19 protein-coding genes are annotated in these 23,318 nt (G+C 57.5%); all 19 read left to right on the top strand.

The window, feature by feature from the left end; all coding sequences use genetic code 11:
- The first annotated feature begins 206 nt into the window (after nucleotides 1-206).
- Nucleotides 207-662 carry a division/cell wall cluster transcriptional repressor MraZ gene (mraZ, locus tag ACFPLB_RS16220; protein WP_378231723.1) on the top strand — a complete coding sequence of 152 codons (456 nt, stop codon included), beginning with the start codon at nucleotides 207-209 and terminating at the stop codon, nucleotides 660-662.
- On the top strand, nucleotides 659-1,648 hold the full coding sequence (gene rsmH / locus ACFPLB_RS16215) for a 16S rRNA (cytosine(1402)-N(4))-methyltransferase RsmH (RefSeq protein WP_378231578.1): 990 nt from the start codon (nucleotides 659-661) through the stop codon (nucleotides 1,646-1,648). Before mraZ ends, rsmH begins: the two co-directional genes overlap by 4 nt.
- A gap of 2 nt (nucleotides 1,649-1,650) precedes the next feature.
- On the top strand, nucleotides 1,651-2,013 hold the full coding sequence (ftsL, locus tag ACFPLB_RS16210; protein ID WP_378231576.1) for a cell division protein FtsL: 363 nt from the start codon (nucleotides 1,651-1,653) through the stop codon (nucleotides 2,011-2,013).
- Nucleotides 2,010-3,731: a peptidoglycan D,D-transpeptidase FtsI family protein gene (locus ACFPLB_RS16205; protein WP_378231574.1), complete on the top strand. Its 1,722-nt coding sequence runs from the start codon at nucleotides 2,010-2,012 to the stop codon at nucleotides 3,729-3,731. The genes ftsL and ACFPLB_RS16205 overlap by 4 nt, the downstream gene beginning before the upstream one ends.
- A gap of 48 nt (nucleotides 3,732-3,779) precedes the next feature.
- Complete coding sequence (locus ACFPLB_RS16200; RefSeq protein WP_378231572.1) at nucleotides 3,780-5,234, top strand: UDP-N-acetylmuramoyl-L-alanyl-D-glutamate--2,6-diaminopimelate ligase; 1,455 nt, start codon at nucleotides 3,780-3,782, stop codon at nucleotides 5,232-5,234.
- A complete protein-coding gene (locus tag ACFPLB_RS16195) occupies nucleotides 5,231-6,661 on the top strand; it encodes a UDP-N-acetylmuramoylalanyl-D-glutamyl-2,6-diaminopimelate--D-alanyl-D-alanine ligase (protein ID WP_378231570.1) in 1,431 nt (476 codons plus the stop codon). The genes ACFPLB_RS16200 and ACFPLB_RS16195 overlap by 4 nt, the downstream gene beginning before the upstream one ends.
- A gap of 28 nt (nucleotides 6,662-6,689) precedes the next feature.
- Nucleotides 6,690-7,772 (top strand): phospho-N-acetylmuramoyl-pentapeptide-transferase, encoded by a 1,083-nt coding sequence (mraY, locus tag ACFPLB_RS16190; protein ID WP_378231568.1) that lies wholly within the window; start codon nucleotides 6,690-6,692, stop codon nucleotides 7,770-7,772.
- 7 nt (nucleotides 7,773-7,779) lie between these two features.
- Nucleotides 7,780-9,180 (top strand): UDP-N-acetylmuramoyl-L-alanine--D-glutamate ligase, encoded by a 1,401-nt coding sequence (gene murD / locus ACFPLB_RS16185; protein ID WP_378231566.1) that lies wholly within the window; start codon nucleotides 7,780-7,782, stop codon nucleotides 9,178-9,180.
- Nucleotides 9,180-10,331 carry a putative lipid II flippase FtsW gene (ftsW, locus tag ACFPLB_RS16180; protein WP_378231564.1) on the top strand — a complete coding sequence of 384 codons (1,152 nt, stop codon included), beginning with the start codon at nucleotides 9,180-9,182 and terminating at the stop codon, nucleotides 10,329-10,331. The genes murD and ftsW overlap by 1 nt, the downstream gene beginning before the upstream one ends.
- Nucleotides 10,331-11,458, top strand: coding sequence for an undecaprenyldiphospho-muramoylpentapeptide beta-N-acetylglucosaminyltransferase (gene murG, locus ACFPLB_RS16175; protein WP_378231563.1), 1,128 nt, complete (start codon nucleotides 10,331-10,333; stop codon nucleotides 11,456-11,458). Before ftsW ends, murG begins: the two co-directional genes overlap by 1 nt.
- Nucleotides 11,455-12,861, top strand: coding sequence for a UDP-N-acetylmuramate--L-alanine ligase (gene murC, locus ACFPLB_RS16170; RefSeq protein WP_378231562.1), 1,407 nt, complete (start codon nucleotides 11,455-11,457; stop codon nucleotides 12,859-12,861). The genes murG and murC overlap by 4 nt, the downstream gene beginning before the upstream one ends.
- Entirely contained in the window at nucleotides 12,858-13,835 is a 978-nt protein-coding gene (gene murB / locus ACFPLB_RS16165; RefSeq protein WP_378231560.1) for a UDP-N-acetylmuramate dehydrogenase, read from the top strand. Before murC ends, murB begins: the two co-directional genes overlap by 4 nt.
- Before the next feature lie 422 nt (nucleotides 13,836-14,257).
- The gene (locus ACFPLB_RS16160; protein WP_378231559.1) at nucleotides 14,258-15,184 is read left to right on the top strand and encodes a D-alanine--D-alanine ligase; all 927 of its coding nucleotides are present in this window, start codon (nucleotides 14,258-14,260) and stop codon (nucleotides 15,182-15,184) included.
- Complete coding sequence (locus tag ACFPLB_RS16155; protein ID WP_378231557.1) at nucleotides 15,172-16,083, top strand: cell division protein FtsQ/DivIB; 912 nt, start codon at nucleotides 15,172-15,174, stop codon at nucleotides 16,081-16,083. Before ACFPLB_RS16160 ends, ACFPLB_RS16155 begins: the two co-directional genes overlap by 13 nt.
- On the top strand, nucleotides 16,080-17,387 hold the full coding sequence (gene ftsA / locus ACFPLB_RS16150) for a cell division protein FtsA (RefSeq protein WP_378231554.1): 1,308 nt from the start codon (nucleotides 16,080-16,082) through the stop codon (nucleotides 17,385-17,387). Before ACFPLB_RS16155 ends, ftsA begins: the two co-directional genes overlap by 4 nt.
- Before the next feature lie 110 nt (nucleotides 17,388-17,497).
- Entirely contained in the window at nucleotides 17,498-19,225 is a 1,728-nt protein-coding gene (gene ftsZ, locus ACFPLB_RS16145) for a cell division protein FtsZ (RefSeq protein WP_378231552.1), read from the top strand.
- Nucleotides 19,226-19,547: 322 nt separating this feature from the next.
- Nucleotides 19,548-20,486, top strand: coding sequence for a UDP-3-O-acyl-N-acetylglucosamine deacetylase (lpxC, locus tag ACFPLB_RS16140; RefSeq protein ID WP_378231550.1), 939 nt, complete (start codon nucleotides 19,548-19,550; stop codon nucleotides 20,484-20,486).
- Between the two features lie 174 nt (nucleotides 20,487-20,660).
- Nucleotides 20,661-21,539 carry an outer membrane protein assembly factor BamD gene (locus ACFPLB_RS16135; RefSeq protein ID WP_378231548.1) on the top strand — a complete coding sequence of 293 codons (879 nt, stop codon included), beginning with the start codon at nucleotides 20,661-20,663 and terminating at the stop codon, nucleotides 21,537-21,539.
- Between the two features lie 7 nt (nucleotides 21,540-21,546).
- Entirely contained in the window at nucleotides 21,547-23,223 is a 1,677-nt protein-coding gene (gene recN, locus ACFPLB_RS16130) for a DNA repair protein RecN (RefSeq protein WP_378231546.1), read from the top strand.
- Nucleotides 23,224-23,318 lie beyond the last annotated feature (95 nt).

Genomic DNA, 23,318 nt, shown 5'->3' with positions numbered 1-23,318 from the left:
AAGCCCCATGTTATCCCATTTGCAGATTCAAGCCTTTGTTTCGTGTCAGGGTAAAATGCATACCAGCCGTGCAGTTGTTACGACTGCGCGCAGGATGGTGTTTGCCTGCATGAAACCCTGCATGGAACAAGGTGAGAGCGTGAATGAGGGCCTGCGCCTTTTCTGTGCAGGCGCAAGGATGGAAAGGGGGATGGCTGGCGCGCATCATGAACCGTTTTCTGTCAAGCTCTGTCAACAGGATCGACGCCAAGGGAAGAGTGTCGGTGCCCGCACATTTCCGCTCCGTTGTGCAAAAGCGGGGCTATGGCGAACTTTATGCGCTCAGATGTCTGGATCAGCCCGCCATGGATGTCGGAGGCTTCGATCTGCTCGACCGCTACGAGCAGCGAATCGCGCTGGAAGACCCGTTCCGGCAGACGGCGGACGACATGTCTTTCTTTTGCCATGGCGATGGCAGCTTTCTAAAACTCGATCAGGACGGGCGCATCACCATGACGGATTTTATTCGCGCTCATACAGGCATCACACAGGATGTGGCTTTTGTCGGGCGCGGCCAGTTTTTCCAGATTTGGGAGCCGGAACGGCTGGCAGCCTATGGTGCAAAGGTACGCCAACGGCTGTTGAAGCTGCGCCAGGCCACAACTGGCGAGGCCGCGCCATGACCGATATTTCTAAGGCTGCTGCTCCCCATATTCCGGTTCTTCTTGATGAGGTGATTGCGGCATTGGCGCCACAGCCGGGTGATGTGATCATTGACGGCACTTTCGGGGCCGGTGGCTATACGCGCGCTATTGTCAAAACCGGCGCTTTTGTCGTGGCCATTGATCGTGATCCTGATGCTATCGCCGCGGGCCGGGCACTGGAAGCCAATTCTGAAGGGCGTCTGCGTCTTGTTCAGGCGCCGTTTTCCAAACTGGATGTGCATGTCGACAAGGCCGATGGGGTGGTGCTCGATATTGGCGTTTCTTCCATGCAGCTTGATCAGGCCGAGCGCGGCTTTTCTTTTCGGGCTGACGGGCCGCTTGATATGCGCATGGCGCAGGCGGGTTTGAGCGCTGCCGATGTGGTCAATAGCTATAAAGTGTCAGACCTGACCCGCATTTTTGGTCTTTTGGGTGAAGAGCGCCATGCCGGGCGCATTGCCCGCATGATTGAGGCAAAACGGCAAAGATGCCCCTTTTCCCGCACGCTGGAACTGGCGGACGCCATTGAAACGCTGGTCGGACGTGCGCCAAAGGACAAGATTCATCCGGCCACGCGTGTGTTTCAGGCGCTGCGCATTTATGTCAATGACGAGTTGGGCGAGCTTTCGCGAGCGCTGATTGCGGCTGAACGGGTGTTGAAGCCCGGCGGGCGACTGGTGGTGGTGAGTTTCCATTCGCTGGAAGACCGCATCGTCAAGCGTTTTCTGGCTGACCGTGATGAGACGGCTGCCGGGTCGCGCCATCTGCCGCAAGTGGTGACAAAGGCTGCAACCTTCCAGCGCAAGGGCAGCGGCATTGTTGCCGGTGAGGCCGAGATTGCGCGCAATCCGCGGGCGCGCTCGGCCAGGCTGCGGGCAGCATTGCGCACTGATGCGCCACCCCGCAATAATGATCTCTCCATTTTTGGTCTGCCCAGGCTGCCTGCTGTTTCGGGAGAAAAATAAACATGTTTCGCACCAGCGACATTATCCTGATCGGCGTCATGGTAGCTGCGGCGGCCATGACCTATACAATCAAGCGCGATGCTGGCGAGCAGCTTGCAATGGTGCGCAAGCTTCAGGTGCAGATCCGTCTGGAAGAAGACACCATTGATCTGCTGAAAGCCGACTGGAGCCTGCTGACCCAGCCTGCCCGGTTGCAGAAGCTGGTGGAGCGCTATCAGGAACAGCTGGGGCTGGAACCGGTCGATCCGCATCAGTTTGCCCGCATTGACAGCCTGCCTGAGCGGCCTTTGACCATTGAGGCAATTACGGCAGCCGATGCAGCCGGACAGTTGATCGACCAGATGTGGACGGGAGCTGTTGAATGATTGGCAAGCTCAATCTCTTCCGGCGCAAGGCGCAGATGGCTGTCGGCAATTCCGCTGACACTTCTATCGTCATGGATTCAACGCGTAAATCGACGGGTGGGCGCACACGCAACCGTATCATCATGACCATGGCGGTGTTTTTTGGTATTTACGCCACCATTGTCGGCAGGCTGGCCTATCTCGGCTTTCAGGACCCGGTTCCGTCGGGCGCACCGGCAAGCCGGGTAACGGCGGCGCGTCCCGATATTATTGACCGCAATGGCGAGGTTCTGGCCACTGACATCAAGACCTCCTCATTGTTTGCCGAACCGCGCCATATCGTTGATGCCAATGAGGCGATTGAGCGGCTGCGCACCGTACTGCCGGAACTGAACTATGAGCAGACCTATAACAAGCTCAGAAGCGGGGCCGGTTTTGTGTGGTTGCAACGCCAGCTGACGCCGCGCCAGCAATCGGCAATCATGCAGCTTGGCGTTCCCGGTATCGGTTTTCGCACCGAAACACGGCGCTTTTATCCGGCAGGCTCAACGGCTGCCTATATTGTCGGCATGACCAATATCGACAATCAGGGCATTTCCGGCCTTGAGAAATATATTGACGGGCAGGGCCTTGCCGATCTTCAGCAAAGTGGGCTGGCGCTGCCCAAAGATCTCGCTCCTGTGCGGCTGTCGCTTGATTTGCGTGTCCAGCATATTGTGCATGATGAAATTTCTTCGGCCATGGAGCGTTTCCAGGCGATCGCTGCCGGTGCAGTGGTGCTGAACGCCAAGACCGGGGAAGTGGTGGCTATGGCGTCGGTGCCGGATTTTGACCCCAATAATCCCGTTCATGCGCAGGACAAGGACCGCCTCAACCGCATGTCGGCGGGTCTTTATGAAATGGGCTCGACGATGAAGAGCTTTACCACCGCTATGGCGCTGGATTCAGGCAAGGCGACGCTGAACTCGACGTTTGATGCGACGCGCCCGATCACCATCGGGCGGCAGACAATCCGTGACTTTCACGGCAAGGGCCGGGTGCTGACACTGCCGGAAGTGTTTATCTATTCGTCCAATATCGGCTCCGCGCGTGAGGCTGATATTGTCGGAATTGAGGGCCATCGCGAGTTTTTGCACCGGCTGGGGCTTTTGGAGCGGATGCAGACCGAATTGCCGGAAGTGGCGCGTCCGGTGGAGCCAAAGACATGGAAGAAGGTGCATTCCATCACCATTTCCTTTGGCCATGGCATGACCACGACACCCTTGCAGACAGCGGTGGGAACGGCCGCGCTGATGAATGGCGGCTATCTGATGAACCCGACCTTTCTGGCGCGCAGCCAGGAAGAGGCAATGGCTGGTGCACAGCGGGTGGTCAGTGAAAAAACCAGTGCCGACATGCGCTATCTTTATGCGCTCAATGCCGAAAAAGGATCTGGTCGGCGCGCCACGGTTCCTGGCTATAATGTCGGCGGCAAGACCGGAACGGCTGAAAAAGTTGTCAATGGACGCTATGTCAGCGGCAAGCGTTTCAATGCTTTTCTTGCCGCCTTCCCGATGGATGACCCGCAATATGTGGTGCTGTCGATCATTGATGAGCCAAAGGCATTGGAAGGACAGGGTGCAACCGCTGGCTTCAATGCTGCGCCCATGGTTGCCAATATCATTCGCCGCTCAGCCGCAATGCTTGGTGTCGAGCCAGATTTCGGCCATGAAAATACGGCAACGCTTGCGTCCTATTAAGTGATTCTGTGGGGCCAAGATGCAGTCTGAAGGGGTAAGTGAAACCAGATGAAACGTGATGATTTGACCGGCATTGTGCCTCTGGATGAGGTGTTTTCTTCCGATACGGAGATTGTCGGCCTGTCGTCGGATTCGCGTGACATCAAGCCTGGAATGCTGTTTTTTGCGCTTGCCGGTGCAAAGGCCGATGGCGCCAGTTTTGCTCAGGATGCTGTTTTGCGCGGCGCGCTTGCCGTGGTTGCTGCAAAGGGCGGCATCAATGATACCGTGTCCGTGCCGGTCATTGAAGTGGACGACCCGCGCCGCGCTTTGGCCTTGACGGCTGCCAAATTCTATCAGGTCCAGCCCAAAACCATGGTGGCGGTCACCGGCACCAGCGGCAAGACCTCTGTTGCGGCCTTTATTCGTCAGATATGGGAACAAGGTGGTTTTGCCGCCGCCTCCATTGGCACGACCGGCGTGGTTGCGCCGGGGCGCAATGATTATGGCTCGCTGACGACGCCCGACCCGGTGGCGCTGCACAAAATCCTGGCGGAACTGGCGCAGGCCGGGGTTACCCATGCGTCACTGGAGGCTTCCAGTCACGGGCTGGACCAGCACCGTCTGGATGGGGTGCAACTGGCGGCAGCCGCTTTCACCAATCTTGGCCGTGACCATATGGATTACCATCCGACGATGGAAAGCTATCACGCGGCCAAATTGCGACTGTTTCGCGATTTGCTGCCCAAGGGAGCACCGGCGATCATTTTTGCCGATGATCCATGGACGCAGGCGACGATGGATGCAGCCAAGGAGGCCGGGCTTGAGGTTTTGAGCGTTGGCCGCAAGGGAAGTTTTTTAAAACTCAATCGGGTCGAGCATGAGCGCGGCAAGCAGCGCGCTGAAATCATGCATGGTGGTGATATTTACGAGATTGATCTGCCTCTGGCAGGCGATTTTCAGATTTCCAATGCGCTGGTGGCGGCAGGTCTTGCCATTGCAACGAAAACTCCGGCGGCAAAGGCGATTGCCGCACTGGAAAAGCTCAAAGGTGCGCCCGGCCGTCTTGATCTGGTTGGCACCACGACAGATGGTGCGCCTGTTTATGTCGATTATGCGCATAAGCCCGATGCTTTGGAAAATGTGTTGGCGGCTGTGCGCCCCTTCACCACGGGGCGGGTGATGGTGGTGTTTGGTTGCGGCGGCGACCGTGACCGCGGCAAGCGCCCGATCATGGGTGAGATTGCGGCGCGTCTGGCGGATGTGGTCATTGTTAGCGATGACAATCCGCGCACCGAAGTTCCGGCTGAAATCCGTTCAGCCATTCTGAAAGCTGCACCCGACGCCATCGAGATCGGGGATCGGCGCAAGGCAATTTATGAGGCCGTCAGGATGCTGCGCGCCGGTGATACGCTGATTGTGGCGGGCAAAGGCCATGAGGAAGGCCAGACCATTGGTGTAAAAACCTTCCCGTTTTCCGACCATGAAGAAGTGCGAAATGCGCTGAAGGAGGTGGCGCAATGAACTGGCTGTGGACGACGGATGCGCTGATTGAGGCCATGAACGGGCGGCCCTTCGGGCAGATGCCCGAAGGTGTGCAAGGCATTTCCATTGATACCCGAACCTTGCAGCCGGGCGACGCTTTTTTTGCCATCAAGGGCGAGACCATGGACGGGCATGATTTTGCCACGGCCGCCATCAAGGCAGGCGCGCATCTGCTGGTCGTTGCCGAAGGCAAGCTGCCGGCACTTGGTCGCCTGCGGGTGCCGATGATTGTTGTGCCCGATGTGCTGGTGGCCATGGAAAAATTGGCGGAATCAGCCCGCGCCCGTACAAGGGCCAAGGTGATTGCCGTTACCGGATCGGCTGGCAAGACCACCACCAAGGAAGCGTTGCGTCATGTGCTTGGTATGGCAGGTCTCGTGCATGCCTCGGATAAATCATTCAACAATCACTGGGGTGTGCCCTTGATGCTGGCGCGCCTGCCGCAAGACACGGACTATGCCGTGTTTGAGATCGGCATGAACCATCCGGATGAAATTCGCCCGCTGGTCAAGATGGTGCGCCCGCATGTGGCGATTGTTACGCTGGTGGCTGCTGCCCATCTCGGCTTCTTTAGCGACCTTGACGAGATTGCTGCGGCCAAGGCCGAGGTTTTTGAAGGCGTTGAGCCGGACGGTGCCGCCCTCATCAACCGTGACGACCCGCGCGCCAATCTGCTTGGCACCAGGGCGCGCGAGGCGGGTGTGGAGCATGTTTTGGGGTTTGGCGAACATCAGCGCTCGACCTATCGGCTGATCAATTGTGTGCTCAATGCCGATCATTCGACCATGACGGCCCGTATCGGGCGGCGTGAGGTGGTGGCGCGCATTGGTGTGCCCGGTCGCCATATGGTACAAAATGCGCTGGCTGTTTTAGGCGCTGCTGATCTGGTAGGGGCCGATATTGATCAGGTGGCGCTGGCGCTGGGCAGCCTGCCGGCCCAGCAGGGGCGTGGCCGCCAGCACAGGCTTGCCCATGGTGATGGTTCATTTACACTGATTGATGAAAGCTATAATGCCAATCCGGCCTCGATGAAGGCGGGGCTTGACCTGCTCAATGCTACGCCGGTCGAAGGTGAGGGCCGTCATATTGCCGTGCTGGGCGATATGCTGGAACTTGGCGACCATGCAGATGAACTTCATGCCCAGCTTGCCGAATTGATCGTCGATACCGGTATCAGCCATGTGCTTTTGGCTGGCCCGCATATGAAGGCGCTGGCGGAGGTTTTGCCCAGTCATCTTGCCGTGGTGCATCGCGATGAGGCTGATGATCTGGCGCGCCTGCTGATGGATACGGTGCAGCCGGGTGATGTGGTGATGGTCAAATCGTCAAAGGGGATCGGTTTTTCCAGAATCATCGAGACAGTGCTTGAAAAATATCCTGCTTTTTTGACTGAAATTGAACAATGAGCCTTCCGGCTCAGGGGACTAAAAACATATGCTGACGCTGCTCGTGGAATTTGCAGACCGGATTACGGTCTTTAATGTGTTCCGCTACATCACCTTCCGCACGGGCGGCGCGCTGATTACCTCGGCGCTGATCGTTTTCATCTTTGGTCCGGCAATCATCGCCTCACTGCGCCTGCGGCAGGGCAAGGGTCAGCCGATCCGTGCCGATGGCCCGCAGACCCATTTCAAGAAGGCCGGTACACCCACCATGGGTGGCTTGATGATCCTGACCGGCATCGTCATCTCATCGCTGCTTTGGGCCAATCTCTCCAGCGTCTATGTGTGGGTGGTGCTGCTGGTGACGCTGGGATTTGGCGCAATCGGCTTTTATGATGACTATCTGAAGGTGACAAAACAATCGCATCTGGGCCTTTCGGGCAAGACACGGCTTTCTCTTGAATTCCTGATTGCCGGCATTGCCGCATGGGTCATCATGCATAATGGGCAGGCGCCGTTTTCCTCGTCGCTGACCTTTCCCTTCGCCAAGGAATTTCTGATCAATCTGGGCTGGTTCTTCATTCCCTTCGCCGCCTTTGTGGTGGTGGGGGCAGGCAATGCCGTCAACATTACCGATGGTCTGGACGGGCTGGCCATTGTGCCGATCATGATTGCGGCGGCTTCCTTTGGCGTGATCGCCTATCTGTCGGGTAACGCGATTTTTGCCGATTATCTGCAAATCCACTTTGTACCCGGAACAGGCGAACTGGCGGTTATTTTAGGGGCGGTGATCGGGGCAGGCCTTGGCTTTTTGTGGTTTAATGCGCCGCCTGCCGCCATTTTCATGGGCGATACCGGGTCATTGGCGCTGGGCGGGCTGATCGGCACCATTGCGGTTGCTACCAAGCATGAGATCGTGCTTGCCATTATCGGCGGCTTGTTCGTTGTCGAAATTTTATCCGTCATCATTCAGGTCGGCTATTTCAAGATGACCGGCAAGCGCGTTTTCCTGATGGCGCCGATCCATCACCATTTTGAAAAGCTTGGCTGGACCGAAAGTCAGGTGGTGATCCGCTTCTGGGTCATTGCCGTCATTCTGGCCCTGATCGGGCTTTCAACTCTCAAACTGCGATAGGTGGGAGATGATTCCGGCCCGGGTTTTTGCTGGCAGACAGGTCGCACTCTTCGGGCTGGGTGGCTCGGGGCTGGCGACCGCACAGGCGCTGGTGGCTGGCGGGGCAGATGTGCTGGCCTGGGATGACAATCCGCAAAGCGTGGAAAAAGCCGATGCTGTGGGCATTGTCACCGGTGATTTGCGGGGCGCTGACTGGTCGCGTTTTTCGGCATTTGTTCTGTCGCCGGGCGTGCCCTTGACTCATCCCAGACCTCATTGGAGTGTGGATCTGGCGCGTGCTGCCGGTGTCGAAATCATTGGCGATGTCGAGCTTTTCGTGCGTGAGCGCAATCATCATGCACCCGATTGCCCCTTCATTGCCATTACCGGCACCAATGGCAAATCCACCACCACGGCACTGATTGCCCATGTGCTGCAATCAGCGGGGCGCGATACGCAAATGGGCGGCAATATCGGCCGGGCGGTGATGACGCTCGATCCGCCCGCAACATCGCGCCACTATGTGGTGGAATGTTCCTCCTACCAGATCGATCTTGCCCCTTCGCTCAACCCGACAGCGGGCATTTTGCTCAATCTCACGCCCGATCATCTCGACCGCCACGGCACCATGCAAAATTATGCCGGGATCAAGGAAAAGCTGGTTGCAGGCTCTGATGTGGCCATTATCGGCGTTGATGACAGTTTTTGTGAGCAGGCGGCTGACCGGCTGGAACGGGCGGGCCAGAAAGTAATCCGCATCTCACAGCGCCTGCCGCTGAAAAATGGATATTTTGCACAAAAAGGCCAATTGTTTGAGGCGGTTGACGGGCGTCATGCGCCGGTTATCTTTCTGGAAGGCATCGGGTCGCTACGCGGTCAGCACAATGCCCAAAACGCACTGGCTGCACTGGCTGCCTGCCGCAGCGTGGGGCTGACCATGGATGAAATACAGGCTGGCTTTGCCAGCTTTCCCGGTCTTGCCCATCGCATGGAGCAGGTGGGGCGCAAGGGGGATGTGCTGTTTGTCAATGATTCCAAGGCAACCAATGCGGAAGCCGCCGCCCCTGCCTTGTCGAGTTTTGAGCGTATTTACTGGATTGCCGGTGGACTGCCCAAGGAAGGCGGGATCGAGGCGCTGCGCGGGCTGTTTCCCCGCATTGCCAAGGCCTATCTGATCGGCGAGGCGGCGCCTGCCTTTTCAGCAACGCTTGGTGAAACGGTTCCTTATGAAATTTCCGGCACTCTGGCGGCAGCGGTTAACCATGCGGCTGCGGATGCGGCAAATGATGGAGCAGGCGAAGCCGTGGTTTTATTGTCACCGGCTTGCGCCAGCTTTGATCAGTTCAGAAATTTTGAGCTGCGCGGTGAAGCCTTCAGGCAGGCCGCATTGGCGATTGAAGGCGTTATGCCTATTGGAGGGATGCGGTAATGCAAAGCCGTCTCGATACCAGCCCTATTTCCAACTGGTGGTGGACTATCGACCGCTGGTTTCTTGCCGCCTTCCTGTCGCTTCTGGGCCTTGGCATTGTCTTGTCCTTTGCCGCCAGCCCGGCGGTTGCCGAGCGCATCGGGCTTGATTCCTTCCACTTTGCCACCCGGCAGATTATTTTCAGCATTCCAGCGCTTGGTGTGATGCTGTTTGTTTCCTTCTTTAATCCACGCCAGATCCGGCGGCTGGCGCTGATCATGCTGTGTGTGATGCTGGTCTTCATGGTGAGCGTGCTTTATGTCGGCGTTGAGGTGAAGGGCGCGCGGCGCTGGCTGTCATTGGCAAGTGTCTCGATCCAGCCATCGGAGTTTTTGAAACCCGCTTTTGTGATCATCTGCGCCTGGCTGTTTGCCGAACATAAGCGCCAGCCTGAAATTCGGGGCAATATGTTTGCCATGCTGCTGCTTTGCCTTGTGGTGGCGCTGCTTTTGGCGCAGCCGGACATGGGCCAGACGCTGCTGGTGGTCGGCACCTGGGGCGTGATGTTCTTCATGGCCGGCCTGTCCTGGATGTGGATCATCGTTCTTGGGGTCATCGGCATTGTCGGCTTGTTTGCAGCCTATGAATTTTTCCCGCATGTGGCCGGGCGTATCGACCGCTTTTTGACCGGCGAGGGGGACACATTTCAGGTCGATATGGGTCATGAAGCGCTGGTCAATGGCGGCTGGCTGGGGCTGGGGCCGGGGGAAGGCACCATCAAGCGGCTGATTCCCGACAGCCATGCCGACTTTGTGTTTGCCGTTGCCGGGGAAGAGTTTGGCCTGATCTCCTGCATGGTGATTGCAGCGATTTTTGCCTTCATCGTTTTGCGCGGGCTTTCGGTGGCGCTTAAAGAACATGATGATTTCAGCCGTTATGCCATTTGTGGTCTGGTTACCGTGTTTGGCTTCCAGTCGGTCATCAATATGTGTGTGAATTTGCAACTCATGCCAGCCAAGGGCATGACGCTGCCTTTCCTGTCTTATGGGGGGTCCTCACAGATTGCGATTGCCATTTCCATGGGCATGGTTTTGGCGCTGAGCCGCCGCAAGCCACAGAAGCGTCAGCCGCTGGCCTATGGTTTTTCCAGCACGATCTTGTCGACAAAATAATGACAAAGGGCACTATTTTACTGGCTGCAGGGGGAACCGGCGGCCATCTGTTTCCTGCTGAAGCGCTGGCGCATGAGTTGAAGGCGCGTGGCTGGAGCGTGCATCTGGCAACCGATGACCGCGCCGAACGTTTTGCCGGGCAGTTTCCGGCAGATGAAATCCACACAATTTCTTCGGCAACCATTGGCTCGAAAAATCCGCTGGCGCTGGCCAAGGCCTTCTGGAGGCTGTGGCGCGGTGTGCGCCAGGCCTCAAGGCTGATGGCGCGTATAAAACCGGCTGCCATTGTCGGCTTTGGCGGCTATCCGACCTTGCCACCGCTTTATGCCGCCACAAGACGCGGCCGCCCGACGCTTGTTCATGAGCAGAATGCGGTCATGGGGCGCGCCAACCGGGCGCTGGCTGCAAGGGTGAACGCCATTGCCGGGGGCTTTTTACCGGAAGACGCCAGTGCTGCCGGGCGCAAGACGATCACCACCGGAAATCCGGTGCGGCCAGCCGTGATTGCGGCCTCGCAGCGGCCTTATGTGACCTCAAGCGGCAATGAGGTTTTTCATCTGCTGGTGTTTGGCGGCAGTCAGGGCGCACAGTTTTTTTCCGATGCTGTGCCTGCGGCAGTGGCGCTGTTGCCGAAAAATTTGCAGGCGCGCCTTGTTGTAACCCAGCAGGGGCGAAAAAATGATCTGGAGCAGGTGAAGGCTGCCTATGCGAAACTGGGCGTTTCGGCTGAAGTCTCGCCCTTTTTTACCGATATGGCTGAACGCATGGCCAAGGCGCAACTGGTCGTCTCGCGCTCAGGTGCTTCCACCGTTTCAGAAATTGCAGTGATTGGCAGGCCCGCATTGCTGGTGCCTTATCCGCATGCGCTGGATCATGACCAGGCCGCCAATGCTGCAGCCCTTGCCGCAGCAAATGGGGCGCAGGTTCATGCACAGACATCACTGGATGCACAAAAGCTGGCCAGGCTTCTGGAAGCTGCCATGCAGGAGCCGCAAAGGCTGGAAACCATGGCGCAGGCGGCGCGTTCGGTCGGTCGCCCCAATGCAGCCATCTTGCTCGCCGATCTGACAGAGGCTATTGCGTCGGGCCACTCACCGGACAGTTTCAGGAAGGATCACCAAGCATGAAGATGCCGCAGACGATAGGGCTTGTGCATTTCATCGGCATTGGCGGCATCGGCATGAGCGGCATTGCCGAAGTGCTGCACAATCTGGGCTACAAGGTGCAAGGCTCGGATCAGAATGACAGCGCCAATGTGCAGCGTCTGCGTGAAAAAGGCATTGAATGCTTTGTTGGCCACCGCGCCGAAAATATCGGTGAGGCTGAAGTGGTGGTGGTTTCAACCGCGATTCGCAGCAGCAATCCCGAGATCATGGCTGCGCGTGAAAAGCTTTTGCCGGTGGTGCGCCGTGCCGAAATGCTGGCTGAACTGATGCGCTTTCGCAATGCCATCGCCATTGGCGGCACCCATGGCAAGACAACCACCACCTCCATGGTGGCAACACTTCTGGAGGCTGGCGGGCTTGACCCGACGGTCATCAATGGCGGCATCATCAACGCCTATGGCACCAATGCGCGCATGGGGGGCGGCGACTGGATGGTGGTTGAGGCCGATGAAAGCGATGGCACTTTCCTCAAATTGCCTGCCGATATTGCCGTCGTCACCAATATCGACCCTGAACATCTTGATCATTACGGCTCGTTCGACAAGGTGCGCGATGCGTTTCGCCAGTTCGTGGAAAATGTGCCGTTTTATGGTTTTGGCGTCATGTGCATCGATCACCCGGAAGTGCAGGCGCTGGTCAGCCGGATCGGCGATCGGCGTGTTGTCACCTATGGCGAGAATGCGCAGGCTGATGTGCGCTTTGCCAATCACCGCATGGATGGTGCGGTCTCGGTCTTTGATGTGATCATCCATGATCGCAAGACGGGTCTTGAGCGCGCTATTGCCGGTCTTCGCCTGCCCATGCCCGGTCATCACAATGTTTCCAACGCAACGGCTGCCATTGCGGTTGCCATTGAGCTTGGGCTGTCTGATGAGAAAATCCGCAAGGGCCTGTCTTCATTCGGGGGCGTCAAGCGTCGTTTTACCCATACGGGTTCATGGCAGGGGGTCGAGATCTTTGATGATTACGGCCACCATCCGGTTGAGATCAAGGCGGCTTTGAAGGCGGCGCGCGATGCCACCAAAGGCCGCGTCATCGCCATTGCCCAGCCGCATCGTTTCACCCGTTTGCGCGACCTGTTTGATGAGTTTGCGGTGTGCTTTAATGATGCTGACACCATCATGGTCGCGCCTGTTTATGCTGCCGGAGAAGACCCGATCGAAAATGTGTCGAGCGCGGAACTGGTTGCGCGTATGCGTGCTGCCGGGCATCGTGATGCCCGCCATGTTGCGCAGCCATCCGACATTGCGCCGCTGGTGCGCGAACTGGCCGATTCCGGTGATCTGGTGATCTTTCTGGGTGCTGGCAATATCACGCAATGGGCCTATGCCTTACCGGGTGAATTGAACGGAGACGCACATTGAGCAGGGGGCAGGCGCTGCTGGACAGTCTGGGTGACAGGCTTGTCGGCTTGCGCGGGCGCATTACGCCTGATGCTGAAATGGACAAGATCACCTGGTTTCGCGTCGGCGGGCTGGCAGATGCTCTGTTCCAGCCAGCCGATGAAGATGATCTTGCCGCTTTTTTAAAAATCCTGCCTGAAGAGGTGCCGCTGACGGTTGTGGGCATCGGCTCCAATCTTCTGGTGCGCGATGGCGGTATTCCAGGCTTTGTGGTGCGCCTTTCCGCCAAAGGGTTTGGCGGCGTCGAGGCCATTTCTGAAACACGCATTCGCGCCGGTGCCGCCGCCCCTGACAAGCGTGTGGCGGCAGCAGCATGGGAGGCTGGTATTGGCGGCTTCCATTTCTACCATGGCATTCCCGGCGCCATCGGTGGGGCCTTGCGCATGAATGCTGGCGCTAATGGCACAGAAACATGTGAGCGGGTCGTTGAGGTTCGGGCGCTGGACCGCAAGGGCAGGCTGCATGTCTTGTCGAATGCCGATATGGGCTATTCCTATCGCCACAGCAGTGTGCCTGCCGATTTGATTTTTACCTCCGCTGTTTTTGAAGGCTATGTTGAGGACCGGGATGTCATTCGTGCCGCGATGGATGAGGTTCAAAACCACCGCGAGACGGTGCAGCCGATCAGGGAAAAAACCGGCGGTTCCACCTTCAAGAACCCGGAAGGCTCCTCGTCCTGGAAAGAGATCGACAAGGCTGGCTGCCGGGGGCTGATGATCGGCGGGGCGCAGATGTCGCCCATGCATTGCAATTTCATGATCAATACCGGGTCAGCTACCGCCTATGATCTGGAATGTCTGGGCGAGACGGTACGGGCGAAGGTCTTTGAAAATTCCGGGATTTGCCTGCAGTGGGAAATCCGCCGTATTGGACAATTTCGCCCCGGCTTTGAGGTGGAAGAGTTTTGTGGCGCGCCTGTGCCCGTAAAGACTTAAAGCTTGTCTCTCGAGACTTGGGAACCAGTTTCGAGATAAAGACATGCGTAAAAACAAAGGCCTAAAGCGGGTCGCGTGAATCTGAAAGATCGTGACACGCTTTAGGTAAGGCTAAAATTTCATTTAGAGCATTTCTTGTTTTCATGGAAACGGATGAAATGCTCTAATCTCTTGTTTTAGCCGCATTTCTGCGACGCCAGACGATTCCGTCTGACTGCAAAATGCTCTAAATTTGCAGAAAGTGAATCTCTTGGATTCATAAGGGCTTGCCACGGAATCAACTCTCTGATTCTTTGGGCTTAAGCGTTTCCTGATTTGAGTCGTTCAGTGGCGTAAGTCGCGGTTCCTGGCGGGACTGCTGCTGCGTGCATGAGGCTTTATCGGGAGGCAAAAACAGGTGCCCGCCGAGGGGATGACGGGATATGACCAAAAGCCATGTTGCTGTTTTGATGGGGGGCATCTCAAGTGAGAGGCCTGTTTCTCTGTCGTCTGGTCATGCCTGTGCTGATGCGCTCGAGGCTGAAGGCTACAAGGTAAGCCGTGTTGATGTGGATCGCGATGTCGGCGCTGTGCTTGCGGCCCTAAAGCCTGATGTTGCCTTCAACGCGCTGCATGGTCCTTTTGGTGAGGATGGCCTTATTCAGGGTGTGCTTGAATATCTACAAATTCCCTACACCCATTCAGGTGTGCTGGCCTCGGCGCTGGCCATGAACAAGGAGCAGGCCAAAAAGATAGCGCGTGCGGCCGGCATTCCTGTGGCGGAATCAAAAATCGTCAACCGTTTTGCGGTGGGTGGCCAGCATCCAATGGTTCCGCCATATGTCGTGAAGCCGGTGAATGAGGGGTCGAGCTTTGGTGTGGTCATTGTGGGGGAGGACCAGTCGCATCCGCCGCAAATCATCTCGTCGCCGGACTGGAATTATGGCGAGAGCGTCATGGTTGAGCGCTATGTCGCCGGGCGCGAGCTGACCTGTGCGGTGATGGGCGATGTGGCGCTTGGGGTCTGCGAGATCATTCCGACCGGCCATTCCTTTTATGATTATGATTCAAAATATGTGCCGGGTGGATCAAAACATGTAACACCGGCGGAAATTTCACCAAATATTTACCAAAAAATACTGACACTGGCCCTTGAGGCGCATCGGGCAATCGGTTGCCGGGGCGTATCCCGGTCCGACTTTCGTTATGACGACCGTTATTCTGAAAATGGCGAGATTGTCTGGCTGGAAGTCAACACGCAGCCGGGTATGACGCCGACGTCGCTGGTGCCTGAGATTGCCGCATATGCAGGGCATTCCTTCGGTGATCTTTTGAGCTGGATGGTGGAGGACGCTTCGTGTTTTCGTTGAAGCGCAAAACTGTTGGTGGTGAATGGCTGTCTGGCTTGCTGCCGGTCATGCGCGCCGGTGCGCGGCGCTGGCTGCGGCGTCCTTTGCGCGTGGCTTCAAGGCTGGGTGCGGGCGCTTATGTGGCGCCGCCTTTTTCTGCGGCGATTTTATCTGCCGTGTTGTTGTCGTCGAGCGGTGTCTATGGGGCCTATCTTGGTGGTCAGCTTGAAGGTTTTGTGCAGAATGTGACGGCGCGGACCGGCTTTGCTGTCGATCAGATCCGGGTTGTGGGCAATCATCATACGTCGGAAATCGACATTCTGGGTGAACTTGAGCTGAATGGCTGGACGGCGCTTATTGGCCTTGATGTGGAGGATGCGCGCGACAGAATCGTGTCCTTGCCCTGGGTTGAACATGCCACGGTTCGCAAGGTTTATCCCAATGCGCTGGAGGTGCGTATTCAGGAGCGTGAGCCCTTTGCCATCTGGCAGCAGGGGAGCGTGTTGAGTGTCATTGAAAAAAGCGGCCGCATCATTGCGCCGTTCTCTGGCGGTCGGCTGGCTGGTCTGCCGCTGATTGTCGGCAATGGTGCATCTGATCATGCGCCGGAACTGATTGCGCAGATTTCCGATGTGCCGGAACTGGCAGGTCGTGTGAAGGGCTATGTGCGCCTTGGCGGGCGTCGCTGGGATCTGCATCTTAATAATGGTGTGGTTATCAAGCTGCCGGAACATGATGTTGCTGCAGCCCTTGCGCGGCTGGTGCGCATGGAGCGCGAGCAGGGCCTGCTTGGGCGTGATATTGTTGCGGTTGATTTGCGCATTCCTGACCGCGTGGCTCTGGAGCTTTCGCCTGATGCTTCGGCTGCCCGGTTGGCGGCGCTCAAGAATGCCCCACGCAAGCCGGGGAGCCGCATATGAGCTGGCTTGGCAAGAAGGGTGATGCTGCGGCCCGCCGCTCCGGCGTGTTGACCGTACTTGATGTCGGCTCAAGCAAGGTGTGCTGCGTGGTGGCGCGCTTGCAGCCATGCGAGGACGGCAAGCTGCTGCGCGGGCGCACGCATCGTGTTCAGGTGATCGGTATCGGGCATCAGAAATCGCAGGGCATGAAGTCGGGCGTGGTGATCGATCTTGAGCGCGCTGAACATGCAATTCGTCTGGCTGTGGATTCGGCTGAGCGCATGGCCGGGCTGACCGCCGATTCGTTGATCGTCAATGTGAGTGCCGGCCGCCTGAAGAGCGAGATTTTTTCCGCTACCGTCAATCTGGGCGGGCATGAGGTGGATGAAAGCGACATCAAGCGGGTTCTGGCTGCCGGGGCGCGTCAGGCAATGAAATCCGAGCGTGAGGTCATCCACTCGCTGCCTGTCGGTTTTTTGCTGGATACCGAGCGCGGTGTGCGTGATCCACGCGGCATGGTGGGGGATGCGCTGGGCGTGGACATGCATGTTCTGACCGGCGATGCAGCCCCTTTGCGCAATATCGAACTGGCGATCAACCGTTCGCATCTTTCGGTCGAACGCATGGTGGCGACGCCCTATGCCAGCGGTCTGGCGGCCCTGGTGGATGATGAGCTGGAAATGGGTGCTGCCTGTATCGATATGGGAGGCGGCACGACCAGCATTTCCATTTTCTCGGAAGGCAATTTCGTGCATGGCGATTCCATTCCCGTGGGCGGTAATCATGTGACCCTGGATCTGGCCAAGGGGCTTTCCACCACCCTTGAGGCCGCTGAGCGGCTGAAAGTCATGCATGGTTCGGCCCTGTCGGGCAGTGCCGATGATCGTGATCTGGTGACAATCCAGCCGATTGGCGGCGATCATGGTGTGCCGATGCAGATTCCACGCTCTGTCATGACGCGCATCATCCGTGCCCGTGTCGAAGAGACGCTGGAAATGCTGCGCGACCGTATCGGCAAATCAGGTTATGGCAACGCCATCGGCAAGCGAATCGTGTTGACGGGCGGCGCCAGCCAGCTTGCGGGCCTGCCCGAAGTGGCGCGCCGTATTCTGGGGCGCAATGTGCGTACCGGCCGCCCGTTGGGCGTTGCCGGTTTGCCTGAAGCAGCCAAGGGTGCAGCCTTTTCCACAGTGGTGGGGCTGCTTGTTTATCCGCAGGTGGCGAATTTTGAAAGTCGCCCTGCCAGGGGTGGGTCCATGTTCAAAAGGACAGGGACGGATGGGCGACTGTATCGTGTGAGTCAGTGGTTGAGAGAGAGTTTTTAAAGATGTGTTCTGTGACCGGGTAAAGGCGCAGAACTCTTGTTGAATTGACGGGGACAGCCCCAAAGAGCCGCGATGGCGAAGCGGCGGAAAAAGGCAAAAGGACGAGGACAATGGCGATTAACCTTCAAAGACCGGACATCACCGAACTGAAGCCGCGCATCACCGTTTTCGGTGTGGGCGGCGGTGGCGGCAATGCCGTCAACAACATGATCACCTCCGGTCTGCGCGGTGTTGATTTTGTTGTGGCAAATACCGATGCGCAGGCGTTGAGCACTTCAAAGGCTGAACGTCTCATTCAGCTTGGCGCGCATGTGACCGAGGGTCTGGGGGCGGGCTCGCAGCCGGAAGTCGGGCGCGCTGCTGCTGAAGAATGCATCGACGAAATCAACGACCATCTGTCCAATGCCCATATGTGCTTCGTCACAGCAGGCATGGGTGGCGGCACCGGCACAGGCGCTGCCCCGGTTGTAGCGCGCGCTGCCCGCGAAAAAGGCATTCTCACTGTTGGTGTTGTGACCAAGCCCTTCCACTTTGAAGGTCAGCGCCGCATGAAGACGGCGGATATGGGCATTGAGGAATTGCAGAAGTCGGTTGATACTCTGATTGTCATTCCCAATCAGAACCTGTTTCGTCTGGCCAATGACAAGACCACATTCGCCGATGCCTTTGCCATGGCGGATCAGGTACTCTATTCAGGTGTTGCCTGCATCACTGACCTGATGGTCAAGGAAGGTCTGATCAATCTCGACTTTGCCGACGTTCGCTCGGTCATGCGCGAGATGGGCAAGGCGATGATGGGCACCGGCGAGGCTTCCGGCGAAGGCCGTGCAATGGCTGCTGCAGAAGCGGCAATCGCCAATCCGCTGCTGGATGAAACCTCCATGCGCGGCGCCAAGGGTCTGCTGATTTCGATTACCGGCGGCCGCGACTTGACCCTGTTTGAGGTTGATGAGGCTGCAACCCGTATTCGTGAGGAAGTTGATCCTGACGCCAACATCATTCTTGGCGCAACCTTCGATGAGGAACTGGAAGGGGTTATCCGCGTGTCGGTCGTTGCCACGGGCATCGACAAGTCGGGTGAGGAGATTGAGGCGGCTCCGATCTCGATCCGTCCTGCACAGACCAAGCCTGTGACGGCACGCCCGGCAGCTCCGGCTGCTGAAACACGCCCTGCCGCCCAGCCTGCGCCACAGCCTGCCCCGATACAGGACCCGGTCGCTGCCGATCCGGTCGCCGAGGCTTTCCAGATGGCTGAACAGAATGCGGCCGCTTCCGTGCAGCGTCCTGCACAGGCTGGCGACAGTTTCCGCCCGCAGAGCAAGCTGTTTCAGCAGCCGCAGCCCTATCAGCCCGCGCAGCAATTCCAGCAGCCAGTCGTCATGCAGCGGCAGGCAACGGCCTTGCAGATGCAGCCGGTTCCGGAGCCGGTCCAGCCTGCTCCCCAGCTTGGTGAGACGCATCACCAGCAGCAGGCGGCCGCACCGCAGCGCATGCCGCGAGTGGAAGATTTTCCGCCGGTGGTGCGCGCCGAGGTTGAGGCCCAGAACAACCCGGCTGCTCATGAAGATCGCGGTCCCATGGGTCTGCTCAAGCGTCTGACCACAGGCCTGACCCGTCGTGAAGAAGAGCCCGCGCAGCTTCAGCCTGCCCAGCCGCGTGAGCCGAAGCTGCGTCAGGCCCAGCCTGCCCAGCCGCGCCCTTCAGCCTCGCATGACCCGCAGCTTTATGCACCGCGCCGTGGCCAGCTTGATGATCAGGGCCGTCTGGTTGCGCGTCCGCGCGCCCATGATGATGATCAGTTGGAAATCCCGGCCTTTCTGCGCCGGCAGGCCAATTGAGGCAGGCACTTGATCGGGCAAACCTGATCTGAACTGAAAAAGGGCGGTCAGAAATTGACCGCCTTTTTTATTAAATAAAATAAAAACAAAAGATTAGTGATTGTCTTCAGATCGTTACAGAAGGTAAGAAAGCGTGATTTTGAGGAAGTCTTGCGCGTTATTATCTTCGCCCGATGACATGGTGAAGATAAAGCCTGTCTCCTGAGACTTGAGAACCAGTTTCGGGATAAAGACATGCATAAAAACAAAGACTTAAAGCGGGTCGCGTGAATCTGAAAGAAAAGTGACACGCTTTAGGGCCGGGCGGCCGACGGGGACCATTTTGGACGATTATCAGACAACCATAAAATCGCGGGTAAGGCTCACCGGAACCGGCGTGCATAGCGGCAAGCCTGTCGCCGTGACCTTTGTGCCTTCGGATGTGGATACGGGGATCGTCTTTCAGTTTGTCGATGGTCCAGAACCGGGTCGGGAAATCCGGGCGCTGGTTTCTGAAGTGGGAGCGACCGATCTTTCCACGCTGCTTGGCAATCCGACAGGCGTGCATGTTTCCACGGTCGAGCATTTGATGGCTGCCCTGTTGGGTGCCGGTATTGATAATCTGATTATTGAGATGGAAGGCAATGAGGTTCCAATCCTTGATGGTTCGGCCGCCATGTTTGTGGAGGCTATCGACCAGGTCGGGCTGGAGGTGCAATCTGCCAAACGCCGCTTCATTCGTATCTTAAAAGAAATCCGTATTGAAAATGGCGCTTCATGGGCGGAGTTTCGGCCCTATTCAGGCACACGTTTTGAGGTTGGAATTGATTTTGAGAGCCGGGCTATTGGCCGCCAGCAATTCGATATCGACTTGAATGGTGATTCCTTCCGTACTGAAATTGCCGGTTCGCGCACTTTTGGTTTTTTGAAAGATGTCGAGCGCCTTTGGGCGGGAGGCTATGCGCTGGGGTCATCGCTGGAAAATTCGGTTGTCATTGGCTATGACAACAAGGTCATCAATATGGAGGGTTTGCGCTTTTCCGATGAATTTGTCCGCCACAAGACGCTGGATGCCATAGGCGATCTGGCGCTGGCTGGTGCGCGTTTCATTGGCTGTTTCCGCTCCTATCGGGGTGGACACAGGCTCAATTCTGTTGCCCTTCGCCGCCTGTTATCTGATCCTGAAGCCTTTGAAATCGTCGAGACAACACGCCAGAAACATGGCCGTATTGCTCAAATCAGTGCTGTCAGCGGGCCGGTTTTTGCGCCCTGGGCCATTTGAGCCGGTGATCGGCGGGTTGAAATCCTTTTTTGATTTTCAGGGGATGGGGACCAAAACGCCATATTTGCCACAAAAATGTGCGATTGCCGGTCGATAGCGTTGCCGGGTGCGCCCCTTTTGGTCTATGGCTTCTCGTTGACTGAGGAAACTGCGCCGAAAGGGCTAATTCCTATCATGATGTTTAAACAGGCTGAGCGATCAATGACGACAATAAAGAGCCGTCTGGGGCGGGTTGTCATGGTTTTGTCGGTTGCCGGCATGCCTTTGCTGCTGGCTGGCTGCATGTCGTCGGACAAGGATCTCGATCTTTCGACCTTTGTCGAGCAGACCGAACCGGCGGATGTGCTTTACAATCAGGGTCTGGCCAATCTCAATGCCGGCCGTCTTGGCGAGGCCGCAAAAAAGTTCAGTGCGGTGGACCGCCAGCATCCTTATTCGGAATATGCCCGCAAGGCGATGGTGATGGGGGCTTTCACCAATTACCGTCAGGGTAATTATGAGGCTGCCATCAGCATGTCTCAGCGCTATCTGAACCTGTATTCGACTTCGGAAGATGCCGCCTATGCGGTTTACATTGCAGGCCTGAGCTATTTCCGCCAGATCCGCGATGTGACGCAGGACCAGAAGGAAGCGCGCCTGACCGCGCAAACCATGCAGGAACTGGTCAATCGCTGGCCCGATTCACAATATGCCGAGGATGCGCGCACCAAGATCCGCTATGCCAATGACCAGCTTGCCGGCAAGGAAATGCAGGTTGGTCGCTATTATCTGGAACGGCGCGAATATCTGGCTGCGATCAAGCGTTTTCGTACCGTGGTCGAACAATATTCCAAGACCCGCCATATTGAAGAGGCGCTGGCGCGTCTGGTGGAAGCCTATTATGCAATGGGCTTGACCGATGAGGCGCAGACGGCGGCAGCCGTGCTTGGCCAGAATTATCCGAGCAGCCAGTGGTATAAGGATTCTTACAAGCTGCTGCAAAGCGGCGGGCTGACGCCCCGGGAAAATGCCGGCTCATGGATTTCCAAGGCCGGGAAACTGATTACCGGCTGATTGCTTCATGCTGACCAGGCTGTCGATCCGCGATATTGTTCTGATCGAGAAACTGGATATTGAATTTGCTCCAGGCCTCTCGGTGCTGACCGGCGAAACGGGAGCGGGCAAGTCGATCCTGCTTGATTCGCTGTCCTTGGCGTTGGGGGCGCGTGGCGATGCCTCGCTGGTGCGCCATGGCGCCCCGCAGGGCCAGGTGACGGCTGTGTTTGATGTGCCTGGAAATCATCCTGCCCGCGATATTCTGAATCAGAACGCCATTGAGGATGATGGTGACATTATTTTGCGCCGGGTACAGGCCGCCGATGGGCGTACCCGCGTCTTTATCAACGATCAGCCAGCCAGTGTGGGTTTGATGCGCAGCATCGGCCATGCGCTGGTGGAAATTCATGGTCAGCATGATGAGCGTGCGCTGGTCGATGCCAGTGCTCATCGTGAGGTGCTGGATGTTTTTGGTGGCCATGCCAGTGCGGTGCGTGAAACGGCAGAAGCATGGCGCGGCTGGCGCAGCACCGAACAGGAACTTGCCCGTCACAAGGCGTGTGTCGAGGCCGCAGCGCGTGAGGCCGACTATTTGCGGGCAGCCGTTGCTGAACTGGTGCAACTTGACCCGCAGCCCGGCGAAGAAGATGAGCTTGCCAGGCTTCGCACCGATATGATGCGGGCGGAAAAAATTGCCACTGAAATCAGGGATGCCGAAGATGTGCTGTCTGGCCCGTCTTCGCCCTTGCCGCAACTGGCCAGCCTGCTGCGGCGACTGCAACGCAAATCTGCTGAAGCGCCAGGCCTGCTCGATGAGGTGGTGACATCTTTAGATGAAGCCATGTTGTCGCTTGATGCGGCACAGTCAGCCGTTTCCACAGCCTTGCGTGAGACAGAATATGATCCGCGGCGGCTGGAACAGGCTGAAGAGCGGTTGTTTGCCCTGCGTGCGGCTGGCCGCAAGCATAATGTGCAGGTGGATGATCTTGCCCGGTTGCGGGACAGCATGGCGGCTGATCTGTCTGATCTTGACGCAGGCGAAGAGCGGCTGGCGGGACTGGAGCAGCAGGCCGTTCAGGCGCGGGTTCTTTATGATCAAAGTGCCGCCCATCTGTCTGAATTGCGTTATGCTGCCGCCCGGGGGCTTTGTGCTGCTGTGATGGCTGAATTGCCGGAACTGAAGCTGGAACGTGCCGAATTCATTGTCGAACTGGCAAGTGAAGTCGACAACCGTATGGAAGAGGGCATCGATCAGGTTGAATTCTGGGTGCGCACCAATCCCGGCACCCGCCCCGGCCCGATGATGAAAGTGGCTTCAGGAGGCGAATTGTCCCGCTTCCTGCTGGCGTTGAAAGTGGCGCTGGCTGACCGGGGTTCTGCGCCGACACTGGTTTTTGATGAAATCGACACAGGCGTCGGGGGTGCTGTTGCCGATGCCATCGGCCAGCGCCTGGCGCGGCTGGCGCAGCGTGTGCAGGTGTTGTCTGTTACCCATGCGCCGCAGGTGGCCGCGCGCGCCTTCACCCATTTCCTGATTTCCAAGTCGGGCAGTGCGGACCGGGTGGCGACCGGCATTGAGGCGATGAACCTGGAAGCGCGGCAGGAAGAGATTGCACGAATGCTGGCAGGCGCCACCATTACCGATGAGGCGCGCGCGGCTGCCGAACGCCTGTTGCGTGAAAATACAGTTCCTGCTGCCTGAGGCAGGGGCGCTCATCTCCTTTTTATAATTGAGAAAATGATTCAGAAATAAGGCATATGCGCCTGTTTGCGTTCGGCTTTATGCGCGCTACATAG

The sequence above is a fragment of the Aquamicrobium segne genome, assembly GCF_042656785.1.
Lineage (GTDB): Bacteria > Pseudomonadota > Alphaproteobacteria > Rhizobiales > Rhizobiaceae > Mesorhizobium > Mesorhizobium segne.
The sequence above is the reverse complement of the archived record's forward strand: the minus strand, read 5'-3'. Positions and strand labels throughout refer to the sequence as shown.

What these genes read in the sequence shown, in the direction of transcription:
- rsmH (WP_378231578.1), top strand. Translation starts at nt 659, where the DNA reads ATGACCGATATTTCTAAGGCTGCTGCTCCCCATATTCCGGTTCTTCTT.
- mraZ (WP_378231723.1), top strand. Translation starts at nt 207, where the DNA reads ATGAACCGTTTTCTGTCAAGCTCTGTCAACAGGATCGACGCCAAGGGA.
- recN (WP_378231546.1), top strand. Translation starts at nt 21,547, where the DNA reads ATGCTGACCAGGCTGTCGATCCGCGATATTGTTCTGATCGAGAAACTG.
- ACFPLB_RS16205 (WP_378231574.1), top strand. Translation starts at nt 2,010, where the DNA reads ATGATTGGCAAGCTCAATCTCTTCCGGCGCAAGGCGCAGATGGCTGTC.
- ftsW (WP_378231564.1), top strand. Translation starts at nt 9,180, where the DNA reads ATGCAAAGCCGTCTCGATACCAGCCCTATTTCCAACTGGTGGTGGACT.
- murC (WP_378231562.1), top strand. Translation starts at nt 11,455, where the DNA reads ATGAAGATGCCGCAGACGATAGGGCTTGTGCATTTCATCGGCATTGGC.
- murD (WP_378231566.1), top strand. Translation starts at nt 7,780, where the DNA reads ATGATTCCGGCCCGGGTTTTTGCTGGCAGACAGGTCGCACTCTTCGGG.
- ftsZ (WP_378231552.1), top strand. Translation starts at nt 17,498, where the DNA reads ATGGCGATTAACCTTCAAAGACCGGACATCACCGAACTGAAGCCGCGC.
- ACFPLB_RS16160 (WP_378231559.1), top strand. Translation starts at nt 14,258, where the DNA reads ATGACCAAAAGCCATGTTGCTGTTTTGATGGGGGGCATCTCAAGTGAG.
- mraY (WP_378231568.1), top strand. Translation starts at nt 6,690, where the DNA reads ATGCTGACGCTGCTCGTGGAATTTGCAGACCGGATTACGGTCTTTAAT.
- ACFPLB_RS16195 (WP_378231570.1), top strand. Translation starts at nt 5,231, where the DNA reads ATGAACTGGCTGTGGACGACGGATGCGCTGATTGAGGCCATGAACGGG.
- murG (WP_378231563.1), top strand. Translation starts at nt 10,331, where the DNA reads ATGACAAAGGGCACTATTTTACTGGCTGCAGGGGGAACCGGCGGCCAT.
- ftsL (WP_378231576.1), top strand. Translation starts at nt 1,651, where the DNA reads ATGTTTCGCACCAGCGACATTATCCTGATCGGCGTCATGGTAGCTGCG.
- ACFPLB_RS16200 (WP_378231572.1), top strand. Translation starts at nt 3,780, where the DNA reads ATGAAACGTGATGATTTGACCGGCATTGTGCCTCTGGATGAGGTGTTT.
- ftsA (WP_378231554.1), top strand. Translation starts at nt 16,080, where the DNA reads ATGAGCTGGCTTGGCAAGAAGGGTGATGCTGCGGCCCGCCGCTCCGGC.
- ACFPLB_RS16135 (WP_378231548.1), top strand. Translation starts at nt 20,661, where the DNA reads ATGATGTTTAAACAGGCTGAGCGATCAATGACGACAATAAAGAGCCGT.